Raw genomic sequence first — 26,972 nt, 5'->3', positions numbered from 1 at the left:
CTTAATATAAGAGTTTGACTACGGGGCGGCAATGACACTGCTTTGATACGATAGTAGCTGGCTGAACGCCCCCCGTTCCTCTTTTGCCAGTTGACAGTAGTTCCCCTGCTGTATGACCTCACCTTGATCCAGTACAACAATTTGATCCGCATGTCTGATCGTTGACAGACGGTGAGCGATAACGATCAATGTCATTTGACCTTTCATCCGTTCCAATGCCGCCTGAATTGCGGCTTCATGCTCACCATCCAGCGCACTTGTCGCTTCATCCAGGATAAGAACAGGAGGATGGTGCAAAATAGCCCGTGCTAATACGAGCCGTTGCCGCTCTCCCCCTGAAAGACGAATCCCGCGATCGCCAATGACTGTGTCCAGCCCTTCAGGCAGTCTGGATACAAAGCTGTCCGCGGCTGCAAAATGTAACGCCTCCCATAGCTGCTGTTCACTAGCATCCTTATCGGCCAGCTTCAAATTTTCACGGACGGTCGCATGAAACAAAAACGGGTCCTGTGACACATAGCCAAACGACTGGCGCCATAGTGGCAGCAATTCGTTATCCAGCACGTGCCCGTCGATCTTAATCTGCCCCCTAGTTGGGCGTAAAAAACCCATGAGCACATCGACCATCGTGCTTTTGCCTGCACCTGATTTACCAACAATAGCGGTCATTCCGCGGGCGGGTATAAATAAATTAATTTGACGCAGGGCAGGCTCTGCTGCACCGTCGTAGCAATAATCCAGACGACTGCATTCTATTCCGTTACGAAGGGACAGAGGTTGCCGCGCAGATGTAGATGATAGATGATATACCGATGAATCGAATGGAATGTGAGCCCCAGCGGATGTAAGCCCGATCAACGAGGGATCTGAGAATGCTTCGCATTCCCGTTGTACCTTGGTCACACTCTCAAAAGCAGAGATCATAGACATGATATATTCCAGACTCGCTTGAATAAGGGCAAACCTCGGCCATAAGCGGGAAAATATAAGGATGAGTACAATCAGCTTTTCAGGTGTTACATGCAGCCACTGGAGCGAAACAAATAGGACACTAACGACAAAAACAGCTGCCGCTACACGATGAAAAAACTGTGTGGTCGCATTTTGCCGAACAAACTGAGTCGTATTATCCTCCATGCGCTGCGTCAGGGAGCGAAACCAGTGGATATTCGCCGCTTCCAGTAGATTGCTTTTAATATCTTTCATCCCATTCATATGATCCGTAATTCCGGCAAAATAAACCTGGGACAACTCTGTGGTACGGTCACCTAATTGTTTGGCATTTCGGATGGAGCGACGGAACACGACAAACAACACCAATCCACTCAGAAACACCAGTCCGGTTAAAGAAGGCGACAACCAAAACGCCAGTGCAACCTGAATCAGTGTAAACGTGACGGCTGTCGTCAGTTGAAGGAGCAAATTCGTTCCCTGACTGACACGCGCCAGCTCGGTCGTCATCACATGGCTAAAGTCAGATTTACGCTGACGCAAATAAAAAGCCCACTGCGCCTTCATAAAGGAAGTGTATACATCTATTCGCAGGGAACGCATAAAACGCTGCTGAATCCGCGAATTGAGAATGGACTGATAACGCTGAAGCAAAGCCTGCCCTGTAAGCAGCACTACAAAAAGCATCAGCATCCCCGGTAACAACCAGCTTTTAGGGACGTACGGCAAAAAATAATCAAACCCATCCGACAGAAATGGCAGTTCTGAATGACCGCCGAATACGCCGATGGCCGCCAGCATAGGAACAAGCATATAAATGCCGACACCCTCCAGTAGGCTGACGATAATCATACATCCCATATTGAAAAATAACGCCCCGCCGTTCACATCGTACAGCTTGGTCATATATATTCGTAAGTGAGTCATCATGTACACTCCTTATCGGGTCAGTGCTTTGAAAATCGCCGCTTCAGCCAAAGAAATGGACGCAAAGGAATATACAAAAAATGCAGCTGGCGAGGCAGTGGAAGAACAACGGAATCCCTCGTAGAAGGAAACAAACGGCTGATAAGATACCATAGTCTGTGTCTTGGCTCCTTTAAGGAAAGCAAGTAAGCGCGGCTAACCGGCTGAGGGGAGATCGCTTTTGTTGTAGCTCCAGCTATGGCTGGACTGGAGGCGGCTGTAGCAGTTCTTGCAGGCTTGGCAAGGCTGCTCACAGCAGTGTTCACCGGATCCAACGTGTCATCTAGGACACCGCTGGCGTCTCTCGGCATGTCAGCAGCACCACTGACCGCGTCTAGAACAGCTTCACCCGAGGCTACGCTAGCTGAAGTACCTCCAGCCGAAGGGGAGGTCTTCATCGGCTCGGTCAAAGCCATGCTGGGCAACAGCTCTGATCGAGCGAGTCTGCCTGTACCCGTCCCAGTGGTAACCGGGTAAGGGGCGGGGATGCTGGCCTGCATAAAGGCCAGCGCGCTCAGCGCAAGCCTATGCGCCTGCCGGGTAGCCGATATGGGACGCATCGGCTCCGGGATCGGCGTACCCAGCAGCGCAGCGGCCAGCGCCCAAGCCTGCCCGCCCGCAGGCAGGCCCCCGTAACGGCGCAGTAGCGGCAGCAGCGCCTCCCAATCGACAGCGCGTACCGCAAGCCTGTCGATGTCGGCTAACCAGCGCAGCCTGAACCAACCGTGACGCGCTCCGTGTGCGCTGAGGTACAGAAATTGATGCTCGCTGCCAAGCGTGTACATACAGGACGTCATCACAGTCCTGTTATCGGCAGAAGCTGCCGGTGCCATCCGACTGGCTCGGACTCCTGCCGCTTTACCCCCTTGCCGGCAGTCCCAAAGCTCGTCAAAGGAAGGCTCCCGCCCTCCATCCGGGTGAAGTCGCCAGTGCAGCTCGATTTCTACCCTCTTTTGCAGATGTAGGAAGGAGGCATGATGATCCTTCCACTTCCAACTGCCAAGGACGCGCGCTTCTCCGCTTTTGGACGCATACCCGGCTTCCTTCATCCAATGCTCCGCTTCATCCATGTCATCCGGGGAAATGAGTAAATCGATGTCTTTAGAGGTACGCAGGGAAACATCCCCGTACAATTGCTGCGCCAGAGCAGGACCCTTCAGCATCAGCACACGGATTCCATGAGTTGTGAGCAGCCTGGTCAGACGCTCGGCTTCTGCTTGAAGCTGGAGCATGCGCAGTGTGTTTCGTTGATATTGTGCCTGAAGGTTTCGCAGCAATTCTACGGGGATGAACGGGTGATTCAACGTTTTCAGCTGGAGATACACCGTAGGCACCACGCGATGGTGCTCTGTCAGACGCAACAAGCGGACCCAATCTATTTCGTGTAGCCGGGAAACAGCAGTGAAATCCTGTCGCAGCGTGCCGTCTTTACCCAGTAGAGAAAGTAACAACGTTAATTCCTGATCCTCATTCCAATTAGCAAGTTCCAAAATAGACTTGGTGATCATGGATTTTTCTCCTTCGATTCTTTGGACGTTCCTTGTTCTCTTTGTATCGGATTAAAACAAAGAACTGCCTTTATCCGCTATCTTCGTATTTGTAGCCTTCACCGCGTGTCTCCCAAATATCCCCACTACGGTAAATGCCCCCATCTCCCGTGCTCCCGTAACATAGATCGGCCCGCTGCGTACCCATGCATGTGCTGCCAATCGTCCTGCAGCATTTTTGGCTGTGCCCAAATACAATGTGCAGTCCAGTTTTCTGCGTCCCAGCATCGTCATAGCGGCAGCGGCTTGTACAAGACAGCTACTGCGCCAAGGAGTATAACGGCTGGCCAAATCCACAGCTTGTGAAATGTGACGGATCGACTTCTCCTGCCCGACCTCGCACTGCCAAGAGGTTTCTTCCATACATATTCCCCAAGCCTCTGAGTAATCTCCAAAAGAACGACGCTGGCGAAGTCTCGCGCATCCTAACTCCAGCCAAGCTTCCGGCAACAATCTCCTGACCTCTGGATGCAAGAGAAGAAGCCGTCGTATCCGCATGTTAGTCCAACTCCCGCAGGAGCCTCAATAATCCTTCCCGCTCCAAATCAGCTACAAAAGTATGTACCTGCTGTCTGCACTGTTCTTCGTCCACTTCATATTCATTTGTCAGGACAGTTACGATATCTCCAAGTGAAGGACTGGACTCTATCAGTTCCCAGATCCTCCCACCTGTGAAGCCCAAATTATAATACTTTCCAGTATGAATGCTCATCATCACTTTTTCTCCATCCATATCACTTACATAGACCTCTTCACCATACGTGATGCGATAATAATCCCTAGCTGGATCAGTGGCTGCCATAACTCTTTTCCTCCTTATGAATGAGTTCAAGTACCCGTTGTACAACCTCGGACGCCGTAAAGAAGGAGCTGTCCCTCAGCAGCCGCCAGCCTTCCACTTTCCGAGCCATCCGGGCCGCTGTATCAAAATACCATTCACCCAAACCCATTCGCGGAATGATAACCCTACGATATGTATGCTGTAGCAATGTATGCAAGCACTCCAGTTTGTTCAAGGGCTGCTCCGTTACCGCCACTGGCTCCCCTTCACGCATCAACTCATGGTTGGCAGAATTGCTCACAAGCTCGAATACACCGCCCAGAGGAAGCGGAACGTTATAAAATTCATTCACAGCAGGCACGGCATATTTATTGAGCTCACCTGCAAGCTTACGCAAATCTCGGTATTGTGGCATTACAGGATTGCCGTTTGTTAGAGAAAGAACGTGCTTTCTTTGTCGTACATGCTGGTTCTCCCGCATAGCCTCCAATTGGAGCAAGCTTTCCAGTCCCAGCTTTTGCTGCGGATATGCCGGATATACGATGGCCGCGGAAGCTATAACGTTTATAGCAATCACGTCATCACTGACCATCTGATAGCCAGCCTGTCTGAAAGCAGCAGCCAGCGTCGATTTTCCTGTGCCGGATTCACCTACAAATGCGTAGGCCCGACCTTCGATGACGATCGCACTTCCGTGAATAGGCAAAAGCCGTTTTTGCAATAGTAAAGCACCCATGCATGTACCCAGCACATATAGCCGCACGGTTTCAGGATCAGCCCCGGGTAACATACTTACCTCGATTTCCTTGCCTCCTCTGATGGCATAAATGGCCGTGCCTGGTATTTGGAACATAAAGCGTTCATCCTGCATGACAAAATTGGTCTGCTCTAGCTGGTCCCTCCATGCTGACAAATCAGCCTGTCGAATGACCACATCCTCTTCCACTCCCGCTTCTGCCGGGATCAGTTCAGGTAGAGTCAGCTCACTGGCAATCCTGAGTCCAAAGGCTGTATATTTCACCCAACTGATATGGGTACTCCTGTCATGCACGATAGGACTCACTCCCCTGTTCTTAAAATCCCGTCTTTATTCCTTCGTGTCCAACCTGACCCGAAAGAAATAAAGACGGTTCGTTATCGACAAGCTTTCCGGTCCTCAGTCCAACATCAACCCATGTATAATGATCTGCTAGCTAGGATTATACAAATCGGCATCATGGTCTGATACCCAATCAATCTGCTTCCAGCCTTTGCCCGCCATGGTCTGATTAACATCCAGCACCTCGATTGTCGGCTCCTGCCATTCTTTTTTACTCATCTCATCACCTCCCCTCCCACGAATGGCACACCATCTGACCAGATAGATCCAAATCAGTTCAATCCACAGAGAAAACGGTATACGATCAAGCTATGCATGAGCAGTCGTATATTCGGATCAGACGCCTGCTCCGGACGGGGATGTCGGTAGTTCGCCATAATCGTCTTAATGTAGTCCATATTGAGATATTCAGCAGCTCGCAAATCATGACACATCACTTGCAGCTCTCCCATAAATGTATCCCAGCAAGGAATCATACGATGTAGCCAATCAGCAGGTTGAACGCCGCGTACTCGCTGATTTAATCGAACATCGTCAGGAAGATGATCACGCATAGCTTTACGAATGAGGGCTCTGTCCCGACCATCTTGTACATATTGTTCAAAAGGAACTGATAAGCAAAAGCGAATTACACGGCTGTCTCCGGTTGGATCACGTTCCCACAGGCCATAACGAAGTGAAAGTTTGGTCGCCATGACACCATTTTTGTTGGCAATCGCCAAATTTGAAAACTTCTCTTTTCTTGTCTGATCGGCATTTTTTCTCCAGCCAGTTCCACTCAATACGGGAATATCTTCTACATTCATCCGTTTGGCAAACTCCGGGTGAATCAGTGAAGGAATCGGACTTTGCCTGCCGCGTCCCCACCATGTGCGAGCGTCAAGTGAGGTGGCTTTTTTCAACATCACGGGCAGTAAATGAGACATACGACTGCCCGTAAGCTTGCTATACCGCCTCACTCCCTGCCAAGATTGCAGCCAGTGCAAACGGCGAAACTGACGGGCATAATAATCTAGTGCAGGCCCCCACGAAACGGTAAAATTGCCGCGTGCTCCAGTTAACAGAACACCGACATTATGTTCCTGTGCTTTTTCATAAAAACCTCTGATCCAAAAGGAGTTTTCAAAATATTTGTAGGGAGCTTCCATTAACTCCAGCCAAATATCAATTTCAGAAAAAGGACTTTTCCCCTCAAAATCCATATAATTTTCATGAATGTTGCCCACATAGCGAGCCGTGGACTGAATATAGCTGCGTTCGTTCGCCAGCAATGTAGGCGGTGTCCAGTCTGTAAAATCTTGAACAGGAACATAGCTGTAGGCATGTAGCGGCTTGTGTTGTAAGTGCAGCGACGGCGCGGCAAAGCTGGCAACCGCTCCGGAATCCAGTCCCCCACTTAGGGCAGCTCCTACAGCGCGATGTGTCCTTAACCGGGCAGTCACTGCCTGTGAGAATACCTCGCGGAAAGCTTCTATGTATTCGCCCCCTGTTTTGAGCCGCAGTGGCTCTACCTCGTCCAGACATGCATATTTATGGAGCGTTTGCTTTCCCTCTTCCATGATGAACCAATGTGCAGGAGGCAACTGGTTAATATGCTTGTAGGCGGTTGTCCCGATATCGACGGATTCCTGCATCGCACGGATAGATAGGAATTCGGCCAGCCATGGTTCATGCAGTTCTTTTCGCAGAAAGGACAGAACCATTAGTGGAGCGACTACCGTGCTAAATGCAAATCCTCCGTCATGTTGGTAGATGTACAGCGTACGATTGCCTGTCATATCCCGAGCACCATATAACCGATGTTCCCTAGCATCCCAAATAACAAAGGCAAAGTCGCCTACCAGATAACGTGCTGCATCTACACCCCATTTGTCATATGCCAGCAAAATCAGCTCGCTGTCCGTGATTTCTTGCCGCCGCCCCTGCTCAACCGCCAGTCGTTCAAACAGCTCAGAACGGTTGTCAATGATCGCATCAGCCGTGATGGCCAAATCTCTGAGCTCATCATAGAACGGAAGACGCTCATGAACAGATTCAGGGGTCACATGCTGGGCATGACATCCCAAAAAAATGGAGCCTTCACACCAAGTGCACACGCGGTCAGCAGGATATTTTTGCAGGGCTTGCATCATTTTCTCGCCTTCTTCAGCAGATACAGACTCATGCCCAAATCTATAGATTCCGGCAATTGCACTCACGTTCTCCCCCCTTTTTCTTTTCCCATACTCGATAACCATACAGACGCCCAGTTCCTTAGCTTACGGGCAAAGAAGCGAAAACGGATACCCTGACTTGGGTGCTGATACCTTTGGAGCTGCGCAATAAGCCGATTCCGTTCCTCAAGGCTATGTGCCAGCCTGTTTTCCAGCGATTGAATTCGTCTATCACTCACGATCTGTGCCATATCCATCCTATCCGAGTTGTGAGGTGCGGCGTGATGCGATGCAATTGTCGTAAGTTCTTTGTTATATGCATCCTGTTCTTCCAGCATTCGATAAGTCGCCTTCCATTCAAAGCCACTTTGCTGGAGGAATTGGTGGGTACGTCGACTCAACAGCTCTACATCCGGCTCATCTTCAAAGCGGACACCCGTTATTTGCTCAGCCTGTTCCAACGCTTCCCCATAACCAAGCTGCCTAAACAAGCGAGCTCCAATACTTCTGCAATACAGTTCAATTTCCATTGTGCTCAACAAATGTTGCCAGCTATGTACCGAATTCTGATGCGCCTGTTCATGCTCCATGACAAACGGATCACCCGCTCCCATACTATAAAAAAGACTGGATTGAGGCGTATCCGCAAAGTTCCCGTACCTTTCCATCCCCGGCTCATAATGGATACCCAGAAAATGACACAGCTTCTCAATCTCCAGCCTTGGATTGGCTACGAGTTGTTCATACATCAGCGGGTATGCTAGTGGATGAGGCGTGGCAAAATAATGAGCGTAACGGAACAAACCAACCGTAATATCTGTCATTTTCATATTAAAATGCGGACTTCCCAGTTCCTTCGGCAGGTTAAAGTTCCCACTTCGGAGCTGATTGACCTTTTTAAACGAGGCCACGATGGACAAAGGATTGCGGATAAGCCACACTCGGCGGGCAGCCGGGAACAAACGGTCTAAAAATTCAAGCACTGCATAGTAACGCGGTGATTTGTCGATAAGCATATCAGCGGTCGTCCCTTGAAGCAGGCCATTATATATTTCAAGTGCATACGAACGAGAGGCCTGCTCCAATACCTGTGGAGGGACCATGCCTTTAAAAAATTGCCGGAGTATTCCTGTTCCTCCATATGGCCGTGTATGTGACTGAGGAAGATCATATAAGCTGAGCAGAAACCACATTTCCTGCGTGGCAAACAGACGGGAATGGTTTTGCAAAATGGCGGTTAGCAGCGAGCTTCCACTTCGAGGGACACTCAACAGAAATACTAGCTTGCCGCCTTGCTTGTCAATCAAGCACACTCCTCCTCTACTTCTGCTCAAGACGTTTTAATAGATACATATCGTATTTTTATTATAATTTATGATACATAATGTATCTTGTCAATCCCCTTAATGGATAAATTCTGTGCTGCACGCTCATGTTAAACCTTATGTAGATGTAGAAGTGCTGCCAGTTGTCTGTAAATAATGTCTTGCTGCACGTTAGCCAAAGGAGCATAGCACTATGGGACGAGTTGTTAAAGGTATGATTACGATTGAAGGTCATGAAATTGCGATCACAAATCCGGATAAACCGTTATGGCCCGAAGCAGGTGTAACTAAGGCGCTATATCTTCGCAAGCTTGCTGTTTTAGCCCCCTTCCTGCTCAAATATTGCCATCAGCGTCTATTGACTGTCATCCGTTGGCCACATGGTATTCATGGGGATTTTTTTTATCAGAAAAATGCCCCACGTCCTCGGCCAGACTACATTGAAACTGCTCTGCATGACGGCATTGAGTACATCGTGCTTGGCAAGCTGCCCCAATTACTCTGGCTCGGTAATCAAGCTGCGTTGGAATTTCATCCCTCTCTGCATCAAGCAGGAAGCCAGCTGCCCTGTGAATGGATGATTGATCTTGATCCATCCAGAGAGGTCGAGCCACGTATTATGGAGGCTGCTGCCATTGTAGGGGAAGTCTTGGCTTCGCTGGGATTGGACTCTGTCCCCAAAACCTCCGGAGCTACGGGTGTACAAATTATCGTACCGATCCGTACAGGCATCACCTTTGACGAGCTTCGCAGCATCGGACTGTTGGTTGGGCAATTTGTAACGGAAAAGCATCCGCATCTGTTCACACTGGAACGATTAAAGAAAGATCGAGGAACAGCCATCTATTTTGATTATTGGCAGCATTATCAGGGAAAAACCCTGGCCGCTCCTTATACTCCACGGGCACGTCCCGGCGCCACCGTCTCCACTCCATTAACCTGGGAGGAGGTACGGCGAGATGTGTCACCACTTGACTACCATTTGTTAAATATTGAGGAACGATTAAACCAGGTAGGCGACTTGATCGACAAGGTTCCTCCCCAGCCCGTAGAGGAGCTCCTCAAACATATGCGTACCAAGTCACACTCCACCTGATCCATGCTTTGAAGCACAAAAAAGGGGACGAACCCCGCAGCCATAGGCTGAGAAATTGTCCCCTTGCGCTAGTGTATTCCTTTTTTCTTAAAACGTCCGCCCTTCACATCGTGAATATTACCAATCGCGATGAAGGCGTGTGGGTCCCAATCCTCAACGATGCTCTTTAGCTTCGCTTCCTCCAGCCGGGTAATGACGACGAAGATCACTTTCTTGCTCTCGCCGGTAAAGCCGCCTTCACCTTCCAGATAGGTAACACCCCGTCCAAGACGGTCCGTCAGGGCGTCTCCAATATCACGATATTTGTCACTAATAATCCAGACCGATTTGGACTGGTCCAGACCTTCAATGGTAATATCAATCATTTTCATAGCAATATAATAAGCAATCATGGAATACAGGGCATTCGGCCAACCGAACACAAAACCCGCACTTCCGAGAATGAAAATATTAACAAACAGTACGATCTCACCGACCGAAAAAGGAGTTTTTTCACTGACGAGAATGGCTACGATCTCTGTTCCATCCAGCGAGCCGCCGGACCGAATCACAAGACCCACCCCAACGCCGAGAATGACACCTCCGAAGATCGCGCCAAGCAGCGGTTCCCCTGGGGTCAATGCACTTACATTGTGAAGTAACGCAGTTCCGATGGACATAACGACGATGCCGAATAATGTGGATAAAGCGAAGGTTTTACCGATTTGTTTGTAACCGATAAGTAAAAATGGAAGGTTCAACAGGGTCAGGAAAATACCGAGCGGATAACCAGTAATTTTGGAAGCCATAATGGAAATACCCGTAACGCCTCCGTCAATAACACCGTTAGGAACCAGGAATATTTCCAGTCCCACTGCCATCAACGCTGCACCAACCACGATCATAGCTGCACGCTGCAATAAGCGTTTTACTTTGTTCTTTGGATTAGCTGGAATTTTGCTGATCTTGGTCAACTCTCCGGTTACATCTGTGATCTCAGACAGATTTTGGACTTCCTTGCTCACTACACTCATATATAAATCCCCCCGTTACAGTATGGTTTATTAGACCGAAAAAGGGGCTGCTATCCGCAGTCCCCTTTCCTTTACGGCGCTTAGTTATATGAATAGTATATCATAAAATTGTGATTTTGCGCAAAAAAGTTAGCAAAGAGCACATAAATCACAATAAAGCGGGATTATATTGATAAAAACGGCGAAAACCGCCTTTAAAGGAGGGGAGAGAGCATGCGAGTTAGAATTTCAGCTATTTTTTGAGATCGAGGGCGTCTGCGGAACACATTCAATTCTATTTTTGAAGAGTTGGAAATGTCCTCTACAAAATCTGCCGAAAGCCGATCTATCGCCGAAGTGGCAAAAAGCACAGCGGTCAACTCAAAATTATAGAAAAAGCTTCGCATGTCCATATTGGCGGTCCCCACCGAACCGAGCAAATCATCCACAATCACCACTTTGGCATGAATAAACCCTTTTCGGTATTGGTAGAACTCCACTCCTGCCTCCAGCAATTCTTGCACATAGGACAGTGACGCCAGATGAACCAGTTTTGAATCTGATTGGTAGGGAATAATAATTTTCACATCTATATCACTAACGGCCGCCAGCTTTAGCGCCTCATAAATCCCCGGATCGGGAATAAAATACGGTGTTGTTATCCATATCCGCTTTTTGGCAACCGTGAGTGCTCCAAAGCACAATTCCTGAATTGTGTCCCACACCTGATCAGGGCCACTGCTCAAAATCTGTACTTCCTCAATTCCCGTGCAGTTATGCGGTGGAAATAAATTTACATCCATCAGCCGCTCTTTCGAAGCCAGTTTCCAATCGCTAAGAAACACATTTTGCAGAAAATAAACGCCATCTCCTTCAATCTGCAAATGTGTATCCCTCCAAAATCCCACTTTAGGATACTTTCCAAGATAATCGTCGCCTACATTGATTCCACCCACAAAGCCGATCGTACCATCCACCACCACGATTTTTCGGTGATTACGATAGTTAATCCGGCGGTCCAGCGTGGCAAAAAAAGGCGGTAGGAAATAATGAAATTCCACCCCGGCCTCACTACAGGTGCGAATAAATGAATAGGGCAAATTGTAGCTCCCTACGCCGTCCACAATAAATCGCACCTTTACTCCCTCACGTGCCTTACGGATCATGACCTCCTGAAATTTTTTCCCGATTTCGTCTGCTCGAAATATGTAAAACTCTACATGGATATGATGTTGCGCATGTTCCATCGCTGTCAGCATGGCCTCGAATGTTTCTTCCCCGTTCGTCAGCACACGCGTACGGTTGCAGCCAGTCAACGGATTTTCCGACATACGAATTAACTGGTTAAACAGCCGCTCCTGATGCTTGAAATGGGGATTGTGCATTTGCTCCACATTTTCAATCACCCTGGATTGCGCCCACAGACGCTCACGGAATTCACGAAACAGCTGTGATCCGCCTTTTCGAACCACTTTTCGTTTCTGGTAATCCTGTGCAACAAAGTAGTACACCACAAAACCAATGAGCGGGAAGCAAAACAAAATAAAAAGCCAGGCTACCGCTTTGGACGGCTTGCGAAATTCAAAGAGCAGAATCGTCCCGGTCTGAAAGATAAAAATAATTAAAACCAACAGCAACCACAGCATGTCTAAGCCTCCTTTATATATCTACGATTTATACAGAGCTCCAATTTTTTTGACATGTTTGCCTCTTAAGCTGAATAGATAGTAACCAAGCACTATAGGAGCCATGTCCGGAAAGGAGCGATTATGAAAAAAGGAAGCCTAAATCGCCGGATGACCCTGCTTGTCATTCGGGATGCACAGCAACCGCCCAAGCAGCTACAATGCTCCACAGCCGCTGTCATTCTCGTCCCGACCCTTGTGATCGCATCAATCTCTACGCTCGTGATCGGGCTGCAAATCCGTTCTTCCCATATTATTTCCCAAATGGAAACCAATCTTGCTGTCCAGAGTTTGCAGATGGAGGTCACGGTAGCGGACAAAGACGCAGCCATTGGGCGGCTGCGACAGGAAGTCATGGAGCTGACGAATCAAGCCACCAGTATTCGTGAACGTCTCCAGCGCGTAACAGAGCTGGAACAACAAATGCAGCAATTCATTCGTAAACACGGAAATTCCTCCAGCGCAAGCAGCAATAAATCCACCATAACTCCGCTCTCCTGGGATGCTTCGGGTCATACCGGTGGTGAAATGATCGCAGTGCATGAAAATACAGCCCTTTTAGCCCGCCAGGCCATGGACGATTTTCAGGAAATCGAGGCTCTGCTGGACACCGTGGAGCGTACGGTTCCACGTTCTATTCAACAGGCAAACGCCGTACAGCAGAACCTGGAGCGCAAACAAGCTGCACTACTTCTTCAGACCCGCAGACTGGCACTTGCTGAACAAGGAAAGCCCTCCATTTGGCCTGTAGGTTCACGGCGCATGACCTCCAGCTTCGGCTATCGCAGTGACCCATTTACGGGTAGATCTGCTTTTCACTCAGGTGTGGACATTGCCGGACAATCCGGTGATCCTGTCTATGCGGCAGGAGCAGGTACTGTGCTGGAGGCCGCTTCCAGCGGAGCCCGCGGCCAATGCATCATCATTCAGCATCCTGACGGACTCCAGAGCTGGTATATGCACCTAAGCGGTATGCAGGTGGCTCCCGGGGATCGTGTTCACAAAGGACAGACCATTGGTCTGCTGGGAAGCACCGGAAGAAGCACAGGACCTCATCTTCATTTTCAGATTGTCAAGCATAACCAACCTGTCGATCCATTACTGTATGTACAATGAGGATTTTGCAGAATACTGACAATAAAGGATTGGAGGAACACGCTTATGTTCAAGGAATCCAAAAAAAAGCTCTCTACCCCGGCTACGGACACATTGCTCGCGAATGGCACCAGCTTCGAAGGTATGATCGAGGCAGAGGCCAACATTCGCATTGACGGTCACTTTCAGGGTGGTATCTACAGCACTCGTACTGTCGTCATTGGAGAATCAGCGGTTGTACGCTCGGACATCATTGCCCGGGATGTCATTGTTGCCGGCAAGGTGTTCGGCAGCATTACCACAGAAGGACGATTGACCATTACACCGACAGGCGAACTGTATGGAAATACGGCGACTCCCACGTTGATCATTTCTGAAGGCGGCGTACTGAACGGCACAAGTCAAATGAACCAAACTACGGATGCAGAGCCGCCAGCTGTTATAGAAAAATCAGAGGATGAAAATCAATCCAGTTTCGACCAGGATCAAGAAGACACCCAAGACTCCCTACAACCTGAGGCAGGATAGAGACGATATACTCCTTATATTTCCAATACATCCTCTATTTACTCCATCATATCCTCCACTCTGCGTTCCAAAAATAAATGGTACACCTTGCGAATGACGATTTTACCGCACATATACAATGGAATGACCAAAATAATGCCCAAGATCCCGAGCAGGTCACCACCAACTAGCAATAAAATAACGACAGTTAACGGATGAATGTCCAGCTGCTTGCCAAAGACAATAGGCGACAGCCAATTATCCTGGATTTGCTGTGCAGCGATCACCACTACCAGCGACCAGAGCGCCATGGAAGGCGATTCGAGAAATCCAATGATAACCACAGGTATAGAAGCAGCTACTGCCCCCACATAGGGGATAAAATTAAGGAAAATCGAAATAACAGAAAGCAGCAGTGCATAAGGCAAACCTATAATCAAAAATCCCAAGAACATCATCAAGCCTAACGCGACATTGATCAGCACCCGGCTGACGATAAAACTGCTCAGCGCACTATCAATATCCTCCATAACCTCCAGCGCATCCTTGTGGTACTTTTTAGGGAAGAAGTTTAGCATTTTGGGACCAAATTTACTTCCTTCCTTCAACATGTAGTAGAGCAATATGGGGAAGGTAGCCAATACGATAAAAAAGTAGGATACGAAAGATACCAGCTTTACCGAATAATCTGACAGCGTTGAAAAAGCTTCGTTTAACGTATCTGACAGTTGTGACAGCGGGTCTTCACCCGGAGGCAGCACCTGTCTCAAGGATTGATTATGCCGCCACTGGCTCAATTGATCAACCAAACTTTTAATGAGCTTCGGCGCGTTCTCAAATAAATTGGTTACCTGATCACGGAGCGTAGGCCACACTCCCCATGAGAAAAGGAACAATAACACGCCGATGACCAAATATATTAGCAATATGGAAATCGATCGTTTGATTTTTCTCCGTTCCATGACATCTACGATCGGTCTCAATAAATAATAGAGGAAAAAAGATAGCATCAGCGGTACAACCAGCAAGCTGACCAAGGATACGATTGGACTGAATATAAAACTTACTTTGGTGCCCAAGTAGATGATAAGCAATAGCATGACGATTCCTGAAGTCAGACGAAAAAAACGATTATGTTGCAGCATATTCATGCGCCCCCCTGTTCTGTTTCTCTCTACTTCTTTAAACGCAAACCGACCCTATTGATTGATTCTTGCTGAAAATAGATTACAATATACCCCTGTACGCAGAATGTGTAGTAAAAATGACATAAATACTGAATAAAATAGTGTTAACATAGCAAAAAAGGAAGTCCAAATGGCTAGGCATTGGACTTCCTTTTTGTGATCTCAGCATGTTGCCAAAATCCTCGTATTATTGAATCACACACGCTAAGAGACAATGTTAGGTTGAAACATCCCGTTTTACGAAAACCACCCAGGCAACTGCAATAAAAACCACATAATAAGCAGCCAGCACGACGAGCGAAAAGGTTAGATCGGAACTTACAGTACCCGGCGGCATATCCAGATATTTTTTCAGATCCATATGCGTAAAGAGTACGTATTGGGCCCATTCAAAACGATCTGTGCTGAATAAGCCAATCGAGTTATAAACGGTTTTGGTGAACATCATAAACAAGGACAAACCAATCGCCAAGGCGCTGGAACGAAACACCGCCGATAACATAAATGCAAAAGCCATGGTCACGAATAAGGCGATATAGCTATACAAGAAGTTCAGCGTTACATAAGAGATCGGATCACTGAACAGCGGAACAGAACCCGCCGGTGTATCCTTCGATAACATCAGCCAGGAGGACAGCGTAACCATCAGGACCAAAATGATCGTTCCGAGCAAGCTGAACAAAATCACCGATATATACTTGGACAACAAAATTTTGCTCCGAGTCCAAGGCCGGATGAGCAGCAGCTTAATCGTGCCCCATGTAAATTCGCCAGCCACCGAATCAGCGGCTACAATGACCGTAAACGTCGTATTGAGGAAAAATGTAAACAACGTTGTCAATGTGATGCCATCCCACACACTGACCTGATCGGAAACCAGCGAAATCAGCAACGGAATCACCGCGGTGATGACTGCCAGCAACCCCAGCATAATCCATGTGCGTACACGCAAGTAGATTTTAAGATTTTCGTTATGCACCAGCTTGAAGAAATCAGCCAATGGACCCGCCTCCCGTCACTTCCAAAAATTGATCTTCCAACGTACGGGCAACCGGGCGAATGGCATACACCTTGACTCCATTGGCAGCCAGCAGACTGTTCATCTCTGCAATTTGTTCCCGCTCCAGGTGAAGCAGTAGTTGATTGCCTTCGACACGTCCTGCTCCAGCAAGCGTATAAGCGTGCTCGGCATCATTGACTTCAAAAGCAATTTCCGTCGTCTGCACTTCTCCCTCTGTATTCTTCAACTGCTTAATATCAACCAACCGTCCGCTCTGAATAATAGCCACACGGTCGCACATCAGCTCCATTTCAGACAACAAATGACTTGATACAAATACGGTTATTCCTTCTGTTCGGGTCAATTGACGCAAATAATCCCGCAGTTCACGAATCCCCTGCGGGTCCAAGCCATTGGTCGGCTCATCCAGCACGAGCAGCTTCGGTCGATGCAAAATCGCCTGAGCTACTCCAAGTCGCTGCCGCATCCCGAGCGAGTAGGTTTTGACTTTATCATGAATTCGGTTTCCGAGTCCCACCAGACGAATCGCTTCATCTATACGCTCTTGGGTCACCCCGGGCGACATACGCGCAAAATGCTGCAAATTTTGATAGCCTGTCAGAAACTTGTACATCTCCGGATTCTCTACAATCGCACCAACATGAGAAACAGCCTTTTCAAAATCGGTATTGATGCTGTCTCCACAAATATGAATATCACCCTTGCTGATCGAAATCAGGCCAACCATCATACGAATGGTGGTCGTTTTCCCCGCACCGTTGGGTCCGAGAAAACCAAATACCTGTCCCGCCGGAACCTCTAGTGTCAGATTGTCCACGATCGCTTTTGAGGAAATGATTTTACTCACACCCTCCATACGTATGACGGGAACCTGCCCTGTCGCTTGCTGCATACTATGAAACTCCTTCCATCCGGAGTGAAGCTATCATCCTTTTTACTGTACATTTCCGGTTTTGGAAGTATTGTACCATATTTATCCTTTCAGAAACACCTTTGGGGACATCATGTCATGTCTCTTCCTTTTCCTTGTATATCCAAAGCACCCTCCACTCCTCATCTTCCCGTGTTACATAACAAGGCTGTACAATATCAAAAGTACCGAATCGAGTCTTGTAATGCTGAGTGACCGTAATACGGTAGACCTTGCCTAAATCTTCCCCATCCGGATCGGTACGAATGTCATATTCGGCCTGCGGCTCCCCCAGTTCAAACGTAAACGTATCTGTCCCCATATCCTGCATAAAAACATGCGCTCGCTGCTGTACATACGTGGACTTCTCGAATTTCTTCTTCATTTGTGAATGAAAAAGCTCCCATGAGCCGCCAAAATTCCCCGATTGCTCCATCTTGTAGAACTCGTTAAGCACTTCTACGGCCTGATCCCCTTCTCCCGTAGACATCACCCCACGCAGACCTATCCACAGCAGCCACAGCAATCCACATATAATTACAAAATACAGTAGCTTACGTAGCTTACGGACGAACGCCGAAGCCGCTCTTCTTCTAAGCAGCACACATGCCCCTCCCTCTGTCAGACTGTACCGAATACTCTACAGATGTATGTAGGACAAGAGGAGTTTAGAAGAAAATAACGGGTCTCCCTGAAGGACACCCGTCGTCATAAGGCATTGCTAAGGTGATGCGGCAGTGGTGAGCAAATGCCTTTCCAGCACTCCGTGGATACGCTCACGTTCCTGTTCATCTACGATGTAATAATACACGCCGTTGATTTTACTCCCATGTCCCTTCACCTCAACGGTATCCGTCTGCTTGAGGGACGGGCCGATCCGGGTGAGGAAGGTCGTCATATCGTCAAAGGTAATGTCTGTGCGAATCTGCTCCCCTGCTGCCTCCAGTATCGGTTTTACTCGCAGCAGTCCTTCCTTGCTGATGGACTGGGCCAGAATTTGCTTGAGCAGTTCTCGCTGGCGGGCATTTCTCCCGAGATCGCCACGTGGATCATCAAATCGCATACGGGCATAGGCCAATGCTTCGGTGCCGTTCAAGCTCAAATTTCCCTGCGCAAAATGATGCCCCTCATACTGAAAATCAAGTGGATTGTAAACCTCGACTCCCCCCACAAGGTCCACCATTTTCGCAAATCCTTCCATATTCATTTGTACATAGTAATCTATCGAATGGTTCAAAAAGTGCTCTACCGTACGGATCGACATATCCACGCCCCCAAAAGCAAACGCGTGATTGATTTTGTCCTCACGCCCCCTACCGATCAACTCTGTTCGCGTATCACGCGGAATGTTGAACATCAACATCGAACCATTGGCAGGGTTCACAGAGAGAACGATCATCGTATCGGATCGTCCTGGATCGTGCGGTCGCCGATCTACACCCAGCACCAGCACGGTGAACGGCTTGAACTGGGAGATGGCCGCCGGATTGGGTGTACTTGCTCCAGTGTCTGTACCCACGGAATGCCCTGCTCCGCCCGTTGCAAGGGTAGAGACGGCTCCGGGCTGCACGATGCTGCGCGGATGATACATCGCATTTGCCGCTGTTTTAAAGGAATGATACACATAGATGGTATAGGTGGCACCTCCTACAACCAATAACGCCACAGCCCCTAATGTCACCTTCAGCCATCGTTTCATACGCAGCCTCCCTTTACGGATTCACTACAGACTGATGACGATCTATATCCAGATTGTTCATCTGTGGCCTGCCGACAGAATAGTATGCAAAGGCAGATTGTCTGATTTGCTCTTCCCTGTACACATTGCGCCCGTCAATCATAATGGGATGTTTCATCAGTTCGTTCAGCTCACCCAGTCCGACCTCACCAAACTCCTCCCATTCCGTCAAAAGACACAATGCATCGCATTCTGCTGCCGCTTCCCGCGCACTATCAGTCCACTTTATGTCCGGGCTGTCCAGCAAACGCCGGAAGTTAGCGGTAGCGATCGGATCATATGCACGAATGTGCGCCCCTGCCTCCAGCAGCGACTGTATGATATCCAGCGCCGGGGCATCTCTTACGTCATCTGTATTTGGTTTAAATGCCAGCCCCCATATGCCAATCGTTGTTCCTTCCAGCTCACCCAGCGCCTCTTTCAGCTTGCGAATCACGTTAAAACGTTGTCCCTGATTCACCTCTACCACGGATTTCAGCAGCTTAAATTCATAATCCACGTTGCCTGCAATTTGAATTAAAGCCTGCGTATCCTTGGGAAAACACGAACCACCATAGCCGATACCAGCAGACAAAAAGGAGGAACCGATCCGCTGATCCAGCCCCATACCATGTGCCACACGTGTAACGTCTGCGCCCACCTTTTCACAAATATTTGCAATCTCATTAATAAATGAAATTTTGGTCGCCAAAAAAGCATTCGACGCGTACTTGATCATCTCGGCCGAACGGATATCTGTGGTCAAAATATTCGTGGTCAGCGGCTCATGCAGAGTAGTTAGCACTGCCGCCACATGCGGGTCAGAAGCTCCGATGACAATACGATCTGGTTGGAGGGTGTCTATGACCGCCGAGCCTTCTCGTAAAAATTCAGGAACTGAAGCGATCCCAAAAGGATAGCTCGTGCGACTCGCAATGCGGTTTTGAATACGCTCGTTCGTTCCGACAGGCACCGTGCTTTTGGTAACAATGATCTTGTAGCCATTCAGGGCGTCTGCCACCTCGCACGCTGCTTCTTCAATATAGGACAAGTTGGCTTCCCCGCTCGGCAATGAAGGTGTACCTACCGCCAAAATAACGATATCAGCTGCCTGCACCGAGGTTGCAGTATCTGTTGTGAAGCTCAGCCGGCCCTGCTCCACATTATCTTTAATTAGAGCCTTTAAGCCTGGTTCATAAATCGGTACCCCGCCTGCACACAACTGACGAATTTTATCTTCATTCTGATCGATACAGACGACGGTATTCCCAAGCGCGGCAAAACAGACTCCTGATACCAGTCCGACATACCCCGCACCAATAACACATAGCTTCAAAGCAATTCCCCCTTTTACATACTGTCTCAATTTCGCTGTACTTTTGCCCCGCTTTACTTCTCTATGCCTCTTCCTGTATGCCGATTATGATAGAGCGTGAGCCTTTTATTATGCCGATAGGATTTGAGAAAACGATAGATATACATTGGATTGTTATAGGCATACCTCTTCCACAAACGCTTTGGCTCACAGAGCAGACGGTACAGCCACTCCAGTCCCAACCTTTGTATCATTAGCGGCGGTCTGCGAACCTTGCCTGTAATATAGTCAAAGGCAGCCCCTACTCCAATCATCACGCCTCGAATGCGATCCTTGTTGCGATGCATCCAGATTTCCTGCTTCGGGCAGCCCAGACTGACGAATATGATCTGTGCACCTGAAGCATTGATTTCCTCAATGATCCGCTTCTCCTCATCTGGCTGAAGTTCACGAAATGGCGGTGAAAAGCTGCCCGCGATACGAATTCCAGGATAATCCTGTCCTATCCTGTCTTTTAAGCTATCCAGCGTATCGGGCGTACTTCCGTAAAAATATACGCTCACCTCGGTTTGCGGCGCACGTTCGCACAACTTGAGCATTAAGCTGGGGCCATCCACCCGATCCTGATGCTCAAACCCGTACAGCTTGAGGGCCCATACCAGTGGCATACCGTCTGGAGTACACAAGTCAGCTTGAGTGAGCGCTTCGTGGAATTCGGGAAGATCCCCGGCGGTGACAATGGAATGGGTATTGCAAATACATACATAGCTGTCCTTTCGTCCGACTGCCCATTGCTCCAGCGTATGTACCGTCTCCTGAAATGTCAGCGCTGCAACATCTGTGCTCGCAATCCTACCGACTCTATACTGGGGCAGCTGCTTCATCATCACATTCCTCCATGGCCTCGCTATATATCGCCAGCAGTTGCTTCACGTTCACTTCTTCCGTATAGTGCGCGGCATAGTTTTCCGCCACCTTCTGCCGCATAGCTGCATAGTTCTCATAGGCTACTGCATGGCGAATCACAGACTTTATATTTTCCAGATCATCATGTTGAAAATGGAAACCTGTCACCCCGTCCTCCACGACTTCCTCCAGTGCGCCGATTCGGCTGCACAATACTGGCGTTCCAACGGAATAGGACTCTACAATCGTCATCGGAAAACCTTCATACCAAATGGAAGGCACCATCACATACATGGCGCGGCTCATACAGTCCAGCACCGCATCCCCATCCTGCTTGCCGAGAAACCGAATATCTTCCTGCGGATAAGCAGCAGCCAGTTTAGCCTTTTCCGGACCATCTCCGATGATGACCAGTCTCAATCCGCCCCGATCTTCCAGCTGTGACCAGGCTTGCAGCAGATTGCGAACCCCCTTTTCAACTGAAATCCGGCCCACGAATAACAAATAACGATCATTGGGGTCATACTTGGCTTTCACCGTTTGATGATGGATAAAATTCGGTTTCACTGCGATGCGGTTCAGCGGAATGCCACTTTCGGCAAATTTGTCCCGTGCAAACTCCGTCAGCGCGATATAGCGACTGACCTTGTGCTGCCATGTGCCGATCAGCTCATTGAATTTAATCATCGCCGCCACCGGAATCGTCTGCAGCTGTGAGCCTCGGTAACATCCATGACGGATGGAATGCAGCAGCGTGCCGTGTAGGCATTTTTCACAAACCTCATTCCCGCGCATAAAAGTTGCCGCCGGACAAATCAGTCTGTAATTATGCAGGGTTTGGACAACCGGAATCCCCAGCCGTTTGCAGGCATGATAGACCGAAGGAGATATAACTGGGAAAAAGTTGTGCACATGTACCACATCCGGTTTCACCCGCAAAAGCAGCGCTTTGATCCTTTTGAATTCCGGGAAGGACCAGGCTGCCTCCACCGCCAGCTTAGCCATATTGGCTAATCCTTTACTTTGAATGCTGTCGTTATGCACATAGTAATGCTCCGTCTCTATTCCTCTGGAACGCAGCATAGCCGATTCCTGCTCGACAACCTTGTCTTCTCCCCCACTTTGCTGATAAAAGTTATGGATAATCAGTACTTTGCTTACAGGCGGGGTCATTCGTCTGCTAACCTGTTGACTCACGTGGCCGCCCCACTTTCCTGTGTTGATTGCATAGCGTGATTGGAGCTCATGGGTTGGAGTCGTTGCTGGCTTACGATTTCACCTGCAATCCGATCCCACGACATACGCTCGAGCGTAAGAAATGCTTTCTCGGCCAGGCTTTGTCTAAGTTCAGCATCCTCCAGCAACATGCCGATACGTCCCGTCCATTCCTCTTCCGAAAAGCTTCTCAGCATCACTCCGTTCACTCCGTCCTCAATCAAGGTGACCGAGCCACCATTCACCGAAGAAATAATCGGGACGCGGAACAGCATGCTTTCCAGCAGCACCATGCCAAAAATATCGTATTGAGTAGGAAACAGCATCACATCCGCCGCTCCGTAGATCTGCCATAGATGACGTTGCTCTACTCTTGGAAAATGTATAATGCTATCCGTCAACCCCAGTTGCTGGGCATATGCCCAATAACGATCCGTATCTATCTCCCGTCCATTCCCAACCATTAACAAAAGGCAACCAGGATGCTTTTGAAGTACTCTTTTGAACGTATTCAGCATAAAACGTATATTTCTTCGTTCCTCCAGCACACCGACATACAGCAGCACCGGGCGATTTCCGATCCGACGCAGCTCATTCGCAACCTCACGGTTTTCCTCACGCGCTCCGCTGTTGTCGTCACTGTTGAATCCTCTCTCTACATTGCTGCGATCCAGTCCGACTCCGATCGTTCTCACGTTGTCAAAGCCTTTATTCTCCAGATAACGCTTGGCGAGGTCGGATTTGACATAGGTTCGACGTAGAGACTTCGTCACCTTAGGCAGCAGCATAACATCGTACAGTTTGCGGATTAGCGCATGCGTGTTATCCCGGTATGGGCCATGATACAACGCAAGCTTGTCGGGGCATTTGCGGGAAAGCAGGTAGGTCATAATCTGGTTGTATTCTGTAGTAATGACCAGGTCATAAGCTTTTAGAAAAGAATCTTTGAGAACATCCCTGTAGATGCTGTTGCTAAGAAACTTGAACCCGTGCAGCCAAATAATGCGCAAGGTACAGCCTTCGTGACGGTAGATCTGCTCCAAATGGGTTTCCTTACTATCATTGTAGTAAACAATATCGCAATCGTAGCCTTTACGGACGAGCGCTTTACCCAAGCCGACTTCCTGCAAATTGTATGAGGCTCCATTCACCTTGCTGGCAAAGTTGCGAAGATACAATATTTTTGGAATCATCATCAGTGCTCCTGCCATTTCATATTGGGTGAGTTATGGCACGCGGGGGTTAGAGTCCGCTACGCGGATGGATCATTCTTCCGATCGCTGTTATCCCCGGATTTCATCTGATTTATATAAACCCTTTAAAGGGTAAAATCCGGGGATAAAGGCGAACGCTATCGCTTCTTCAGAACGATTCCATCCACTCCGCTGCTGACCGCCGTTTCCATAAAGTCACCCCATCTTAAAAAAGGGAATGCTGGGCATAACATGCCATCGCTACGCGATATACGCGTGCGAATACATATATACAGGGCGTGATTTCGTCAAACAATTTGTAAGTTTGGCACGTTATGGCATGCTCACAAGCAAGCCTAGCTATACTACCGCTAGGCTGACCAAGATGCCTTAACCAGGCTTGATTGTTGCTTGCCGTGAGTACTATTCATCAAGCTCTTTCAGCTTGAGAAGAACGATACAGAGCATTAATTACACTGGCATACATGCCCAGTGTGAAGTTCGCGGCGATAGGGCGAAGCTATCGCCAGACGGCTCTTCCCCCCACCTTAAGGGCTGGGGAAAATTCTTTTTGGCGGCGGTGGGTAGCGGAGGGGAAGGATTTGAATCTGAAGAAGCGTCAGCGTTCGCCTTTGACGTGGGATTCCGCCCTCTATAGGGCTTATTCAAACCAAGGAATCCCACGTCAACAGCGATCGGAAGATCAAACCCGTCCCGAAGCGGCCTTCCCCCTCCAGCTTGGATGTTCCCCCTGCCGCTGTCTTTCCTCCATCATCTGCATATTAAAATGGTCTGCCCCTTTTAGCTGGGCGGCTGCCATATCCGCTACCAAGGTCACGCTCGATTCCATCGGTACAAAGCGATATTTGTAGGCTGTAAGCCGATGATCCGTTTCGTGAAATAAAATATCCTGAGCATAATTTCCCCATCGGTCCTTGGGCATCAAATCAATCGTCATGCCTGCATGTGCAGAAGGCAGCAGCATATTGGAGCCGTGAATGCCGATAACTAATCGGCTGGCTGCATATACCTCGCATACTCGCAGCTCACTTTCCCGGTCAAAGCGTGAGACACGTTCGTCAGAAATCCATGCAGGGAAGCTTCCTGTTCGTCCAAGTCCCGCAACTGTAAAACGATGATCAGGAAAGCTTTCTCTCAACCTGCGGAACAGTCCAATTATTTTGCTGCGTTGATGAAAAATCAGTGGTTTTAGCCCACGTTTGAGCTGTGGAAATTTTTGCACCGCTCTGGCAATATGATGGCTACCGCTCCACAAGCGGTCTTCCCTCCATACAAAGGTAATGCGTGGGCTCGACTCACGTTGCTCGTCATAACGTGAAACACCTGTAAATTGCTCGATTTCAAACTGGCTGGGATGTGAATATGCCGGGCTGACGTACACCTCATCAAAGCGCATCAATTCTTCAATCATGCGATGATGCAGTATAGGATAAAAGTTTCGTGCCTTGCTGAACGGCACATCAACCGTCCAAATTTCAGATACATATGCTGGTACCATCCATTCCAGCGACTTTTGCACAATAACGATAATCCCCATTTCCGGCGATTGCTCGTATTCGCGCTGAACATTCAGCAGCTTGAGCAACGCATGGCCGTACAAATAATCTATGGTGTTGATAATGATGACACGCGAAGAAGCTTTCTTTTTATGCACGGTCATGCCGACTGCTAAATCATAGGAAGGATTCATCAACGATTGCCGCATAGGCTCTCCGAGCCATTTTCTTGACTTCACATCACCGGTCAGGATATAGTCAGGCATTTCTACACGATAAGGGGAATACGTTGCATGACCGACTCTCATATCCTCAAGATATTCACGTCCACAACCCTCGCAAACAGTGCTGACACATACGTGAATTCCCTGCCACAGCACCTCTCCACCACGCAACGTGCCTTCACAATGCGGACACTGTTCCTCATGCCGAACGAACGGTTTAATGGGTATCATGATTGTTCTCTCCAACTTTCGGTACTGTAATATGAACATGCCAGAAGGTCAGGATTGACTTCATCATCCAGCCCAAATTGGCTTTGACTTCCTTGAACAACAAATCCAATAAAAATACAGATATCGTAAAGGACAAGATCGTCGCCACCAAGGACCCTCGAACACCAAGCCATGGGATCAGCGCGTAGTTGAAGGCGATATTCGTAACCGCACCTACCACCGAGGTCAATAGCGTGTATTTGAACAAATTTTCATTGGTGATAAACAAGCTTTTGGCGACACTAAAATTGGTGAAAAATAGACGAATCGCAAACAGTGACAACAGCGAGCCTGCTTCAGTGAACTCTCTCCCATACAGCACAACTACTACCCATTGGGATAGAAAAAATAAGGGAACCGAAGTCACAAGAAAGCATATAAACATCAGACGATACACATTAGACAACGTCCGTCTGTATTCATCGCTTCCTATCTGCTTGGAACGTGTCACCACCGGGGCATAAGCTGTCGTTAGAACGACCGGAATAAAGCCCAGCACTTCGATGAGCCGGAGTGCAACAGAGTATTGCCCGACCGCAGCATTCCCCAGCAGCTCACCGATAATGACCTGATCAATCCGTGCCTGTACATATACAGCGGAGGATGACAAAATAAGCGGCCAGCTATGATTCATGATTCGCCGAGCAGTGGTGAAGCGGAACGTCCACTTGTTCACACGCTGTCCTTCTTTATGGAAGAAATACAGCAACAGCAGACTCCCCAGCAGAAACTCACCATGAGCACACAATGCCACCGTCCATATCGGAGTACCGGACAATAATAGAATAATTTTGACAGTGGAACCGAGGATAAAGGCCGTATTCTTGGCAACGACCGTATATTTGGACAACATCTGTGCACGGAACCAGTAGTCGATAATATCAAACAGCTGAAATACCGAGGCTGTAGCCAGGATTAGATTGATTAACCGTACTGAGCTGTCCTCCGGTCTGAGCAGTGAAATAAAGGAATAGGACAATACGATGGCTACCAAAGTACCTAACAACTTCAGCAGAACCGCTGTCCCCAATAGTTCGTGCTCATCCTTGGGATCTTTGACAAGATCGCGAACTAATATAGAATCAAAGCCAAGGGTCGTGAAAATTAGGAACATCCCAAAAAAGGATTCCGCATAATTCCATTTTCCCAATTCCTCTGGTCCCAACACCCTCGCCATGATGATGCTGACTGCCAGCCCAAACACCATACGGATCATTTTGTCTCCGAATAGCCAGGATGTATTTACCAGCAAGCTTCTGCGTGGTTTGGCACGTTTCTTGACTAATGTCATATGCTTTAC

The 26,972-nt window shown here is 48.5% G+C and carries 25 protein-coding genes; 4 read left to right on the top strand and 21 right to left on the bottom strand.

Annotation, left to right across the window (positions count from 1 at the left end; all coding sequences use genetic code 11):
- Nucleotides 1-18 precede the first annotated feature (18 nt).
- The 8 genes from ABEW32_RS09405 to ABEW32_RS09370 form a co-directional block, all read right to left on the bottom strand.
- The gene (locus ABEW32_RS09405; RefSeq protein ID WP_430187048.1) at nucleotides 19-1,878 is read right to left on the bottom strand and encodes an ABC transporter ATP-binding protein; all 1,860 of its coding nucleotides are present in this window, start codon (nucleotides 1,876-1,878) and stop codon (nucleotides 19-21) included.
- A gap of 20 nt (nucleotides 1,879-1,898) precedes the next feature.
- Nucleotides 1,899-3,425 carry a nucleotidyltransferase domain-containing protein gene (locus ABEW32_RS09400; protein WP_430186818.1) on the bottom strand — a complete coding sequence of 509 codons (1,527 nt, stop codon included), beginning with the start codon at nucleotides 3,423-3,425 and terminating at the stop codon, nucleotides 1,899-1,901.
- A gap of 51 nt (nucleotides 3,426-3,476) precedes the next feature.
- Nucleotides 3,477-3,962 (bottom strand): lasso peptide biosynthesis B2 protein, encoded by a 486-nt coding sequence (locus ABEW32_RS09395; RefSeq protein ID WP_430186816.1) that lies wholly within the window; start codon nucleotides 3,960-3,962, stop codon nucleotides 3,477-3,479.
- 1 nt (nucleotide 3,963) lies between these two features.
- Nucleotides 3,964-4,266: a lasso peptide biosynthesis PqqD family chaperone gene (locus tag ABEW32_RS09390; protein WP_430186814.1), complete on the bottom strand. Its 303-nt coding sequence runs from the start codon at nucleotides 4,264-4,266 to the stop codon at nucleotides 3,964-3,966.
- Nucleotides 4,253-5,296, bottom strand: a complete 1,044-nt coding sequence (locus ABEW32_RS09385; protein ID WP_430186812.1) for a serine kinase — start codon at nucleotides 5,294-5,296, stop codon at nucleotides 4,253-4,255. The genes ABEW32_RS09390 and ABEW32_RS09385 overlap by 14 nt, the downstream gene beginning before the upstream one ends.
- A 138-nt stretch (nucleotides 5,297-5,434) precedes the next feature.
- The gene (locus ABEW32_RS09380; protein ID WP_430186810.1) at nucleotides 5,435-5,563 is read right to left on the bottom strand and encodes a paeninodin family lasso peptide; all 129 of its coding nucleotides are present in this window, start codon (nucleotides 5,561-5,563) and stop codon (nucleotides 5,435-5,437) included.
- Nucleotides 5,564-5,616: 53 nt separating this feature from the next.
- Complete coding sequence (locus ABEW32_RS09375) at nucleotides 5,617-7,542, bottom strand: asparagine synthase-related protein (protein WP_430186808.1); 1,926 nt, start codon at nucleotides 7,540-7,542, stop codon at nucleotides 5,617-5,619.
- Nucleotides 7,539-8,810, bottom strand: a complete 1,272-nt coding sequence (locus ABEW32_RS09370) for a sulfotransferase family protein (protein WP_430187046.1) — start codon at nucleotides 8,808-8,810, stop codon at nucleotides 7,539-7,541. The genes ABEW32_RS09375 and ABEW32_RS09370 overlap by 4 nt, the downstream gene beginning before the upstream one ends.
- Nucleotides 8,811-9,015: 205 nt before the next feature.
- On the opposite strand from ABEW32_RS09370, the gene ligD reads away from it, so the two are divergent.
- Complete coding sequence (gene ligD / locus ABEW32_RS09365; protein WP_430186806.1) at nucleotides 9,016-9,918, top strand: non-homologous end-joining DNA ligase; 903 nt, start codon at nucleotides 9,016-9,018, stop codon at nucleotides 9,916-9,918.
- Nucleotides 9,919-9,986: 68 nt separating this feature from the next.
- Here ligD and ABEW32_RS09360 read toward each other — a convergent pair whose 3' ends face one another.
- Nucleotides 9,987-10,931 (bottom strand): YitT family protein, encoded by a 945-nt coding sequence (locus ABEW32_RS09360; RefSeq protein WP_013369852.1) that lies wholly within the window; start codon nucleotides 10,929-10,931, stop codon nucleotides 9,987-9,989.
- A 194-nt stretch (nucleotides 10,932-11,125) separates the two neighbouring features.
- A complete protein-coding gene (cls, locus tag ABEW32_RS09355; protein ID WP_430186804.1) occupies nucleotides 11,126-12,556 on the bottom strand; it encodes a cardiolipin synthase in 1,431 nt (476 codons plus the stop codon).
- A 123-nt stretch (nucleotides 12,557-12,679) separates the two neighbouring features.
- On the opposite strand from cls, the gene ABEW32_RS09350 reads away from it, so the two are divergent.
- Nucleotides 12,680-13,711 (top strand): M23 family metallopeptidase, encoded by a 1,032-nt coding sequence (locus ABEW32_RS09350; RefSeq protein ID WP_430186802.1) that lies wholly within the window; start codon nucleotides 12,680-12,682, stop codon nucleotides 13,709-13,711.
- A 45-nt stretch (nucleotides 13,712-13,756) separates the two neighbouring features.
- On the top strand, nucleotides 13,757-14,218 hold the full coding sequence (locus ABEW32_RS09345) for a bactofilin family protein (RefSeq protein ID WP_430186800.1): 462 nt from the start codon (nucleotides 13,757-13,759) through the stop codon (nucleotides 14,216-14,218).
- A 38-nt stretch (nucleotides 14,219-14,256) separates the two neighbouring features.
- On the opposite strand, the gene ABEW32_RS09340 is transcribed toward ABEW32_RS09345, so the two are convergent.
- The 9 genes from ABEW32_RS09340 to ABEW32_RS09300 all read right to left on the bottom strand — a co-directional run bounded on the left by ABEW32_RS09340 (nucleotide 14,257) and on the right by ABEW32_RS09300 (nucleotide 23,661).
- Nucleotides 14,257-15,342, bottom strand: coding sequence for an AI-2E family transporter (locus ABEW32_RS09340; protein ID WP_430187044.1), 1,086 nt, complete (start codon nucleotides 15,340-15,342; stop codon nucleotides 14,257-14,259).
- A 259-nt stretch (nucleotides 15,343-15,601) separates the two neighbouring features.
- Nucleotides 15,602-16,384, bottom strand: a complete 783-nt coding sequence (locus tag ABEW32_RS09335) for an ABC transporter permease (protein WP_430186798.1) — start codon at nucleotides 16,382-16,384, stop codon at nucleotides 15,602-15,604.
- Nucleotides 16,377-17,297 carry an ABC transporter ATP-binding protein gene (locus tag ABEW32_RS09330; protein WP_430186796.1) on the bottom strand — a complete coding sequence of 307 codons (921 nt, stop codon included), beginning with the start codon at nucleotides 17,295-17,297 and terminating at the stop codon, nucleotides 16,377-16,379. The genes ABEW32_RS09335 and ABEW32_RS09330 overlap by 8 nt, the downstream gene beginning before the upstream one ends.
- A 115-nt stretch (nucleotides 17,298-17,412) precedes the next feature.
- Entirely contained in the window at nucleotides 17,413-17,919 is a 507-nt protein-coding gene (locus tag ABEW32_RS09325) for a hypothetical protein (RefSeq protein ID WP_430186794.1), read from the bottom strand.
- Nucleotides 17,920-18,036: 117 nt separating this feature from the next.
- Entirely contained in the window at nucleotides 18,037-19,014 is a 978-nt protein-coding gene (locus tag ABEW32_RS09320) for an LCP family glycopolymer transferase (RefSeq protein WP_430186792.1), read from the bottom strand.
- A 13-nt stretch (nucleotides 19,015-19,027) separates the two neighbouring features.
- Nucleotides 19,028-20,368, bottom strand: coding sequence for a UDP-glucose dehydrogenase family protein (locus ABEW32_RS09315; protein ID WP_430186790.1), 1,341 nt, complete (start codon nucleotides 20,366-20,368; stop codon nucleotides 19,028-19,030).
- Nucleotides 20,369-20,421: 53 nt separating this feature from the next.
- Nucleotides 20,422-21,234, bottom strand: coding sequence for a WecB/TagA/CpsF family glycosyltransferase (locus tag ABEW32_RS09310; RefSeq protein WP_430186788.1), 813 nt, complete (start codon nucleotides 21,232-21,234; stop codon nucleotides 20,422-20,424).
- On the bottom strand, nucleotides 21,209-22,450 hold the full coding sequence (locus ABEW32_RS09305) for a glycosyltransferase family 4 protein (protein ID WP_430186786.1): 1,242 nt from the start codon (nucleotides 22,448-22,450) through the stop codon (nucleotides 21,209-21,211). Before ABEW32_RS09305 ends, ABEW32_RS09310 begins: the two co-directional genes overlap by 26 nt.
- A complete protein-coding gene (locus ABEW32_RS09300) occupies nucleotides 22,447-23,661 on the bottom strand; it encodes a glycosyltransferase family 4 protein (RefSeq protein WP_430187041.1) in 1,215 nt (404 codons plus the stop codon). The genes ABEW32_RS09305 and ABEW32_RS09300 overlap by 4 nt, the downstream gene beginning before the upstream one ends.
- Nucleotides 23,662-24,106: 445 nt before the next feature.
- Here ABEW32_RS09300 and ABEW32_RS09295 point away from each other — a divergent pair, with 445 nt between their 5' ends.
- A complete protein-coding gene (locus tag ABEW32_RS09295) occupies nucleotides 24,107-24,319 on the top strand; it encodes a hypothetical protein (RefSeq protein WP_430186784.1) in 213 nt (70 codons plus the stop codon).
- 45 nt (nucleotides 24,320-24,364) lie between these two features.
- Here ABEW32_RS09295 and ABEW32_RS09290 read toward each other — a convergent pair whose 3' ends face one another.
- Nucleotides 24,365-25,633, bottom strand: a complete 1,269-nt coding sequence (locus ABEW32_RS09290) for a hypothetical protein (RefSeq protein ID WP_430186782.1) — start codon at nucleotides 25,631-25,633, stop codon at nucleotides 24,365-24,367.
- Entirely contained in the window at nucleotides 25,620-26,963 is a 1,344-nt protein-coding gene (locus ABEW32_RS09285; RefSeq protein WP_430186780.1) for a flippase, read from the bottom strand. The genes ABEW32_RS09290 and ABEW32_RS09285 overlap by 14 nt, the downstream gene beginning before the upstream one ends.
- Nucleotides 26,964-26,972 lie beyond the last annotated feature (9 nt).

Source organism: Paenibacillus jamilae, assembly GCF_050482105.1.
In the GTDB taxonomy this organism is placed as follows: domain Bacteria; phylum Bacillota; class Bacilli; order Paenibacillales; family Paenibacillaceae; genus Paenibacillus; species Paenibacillus jamilae_B.
This window is presented reverse-complemented; position numbering and strand designations above follow the sequence as displayed.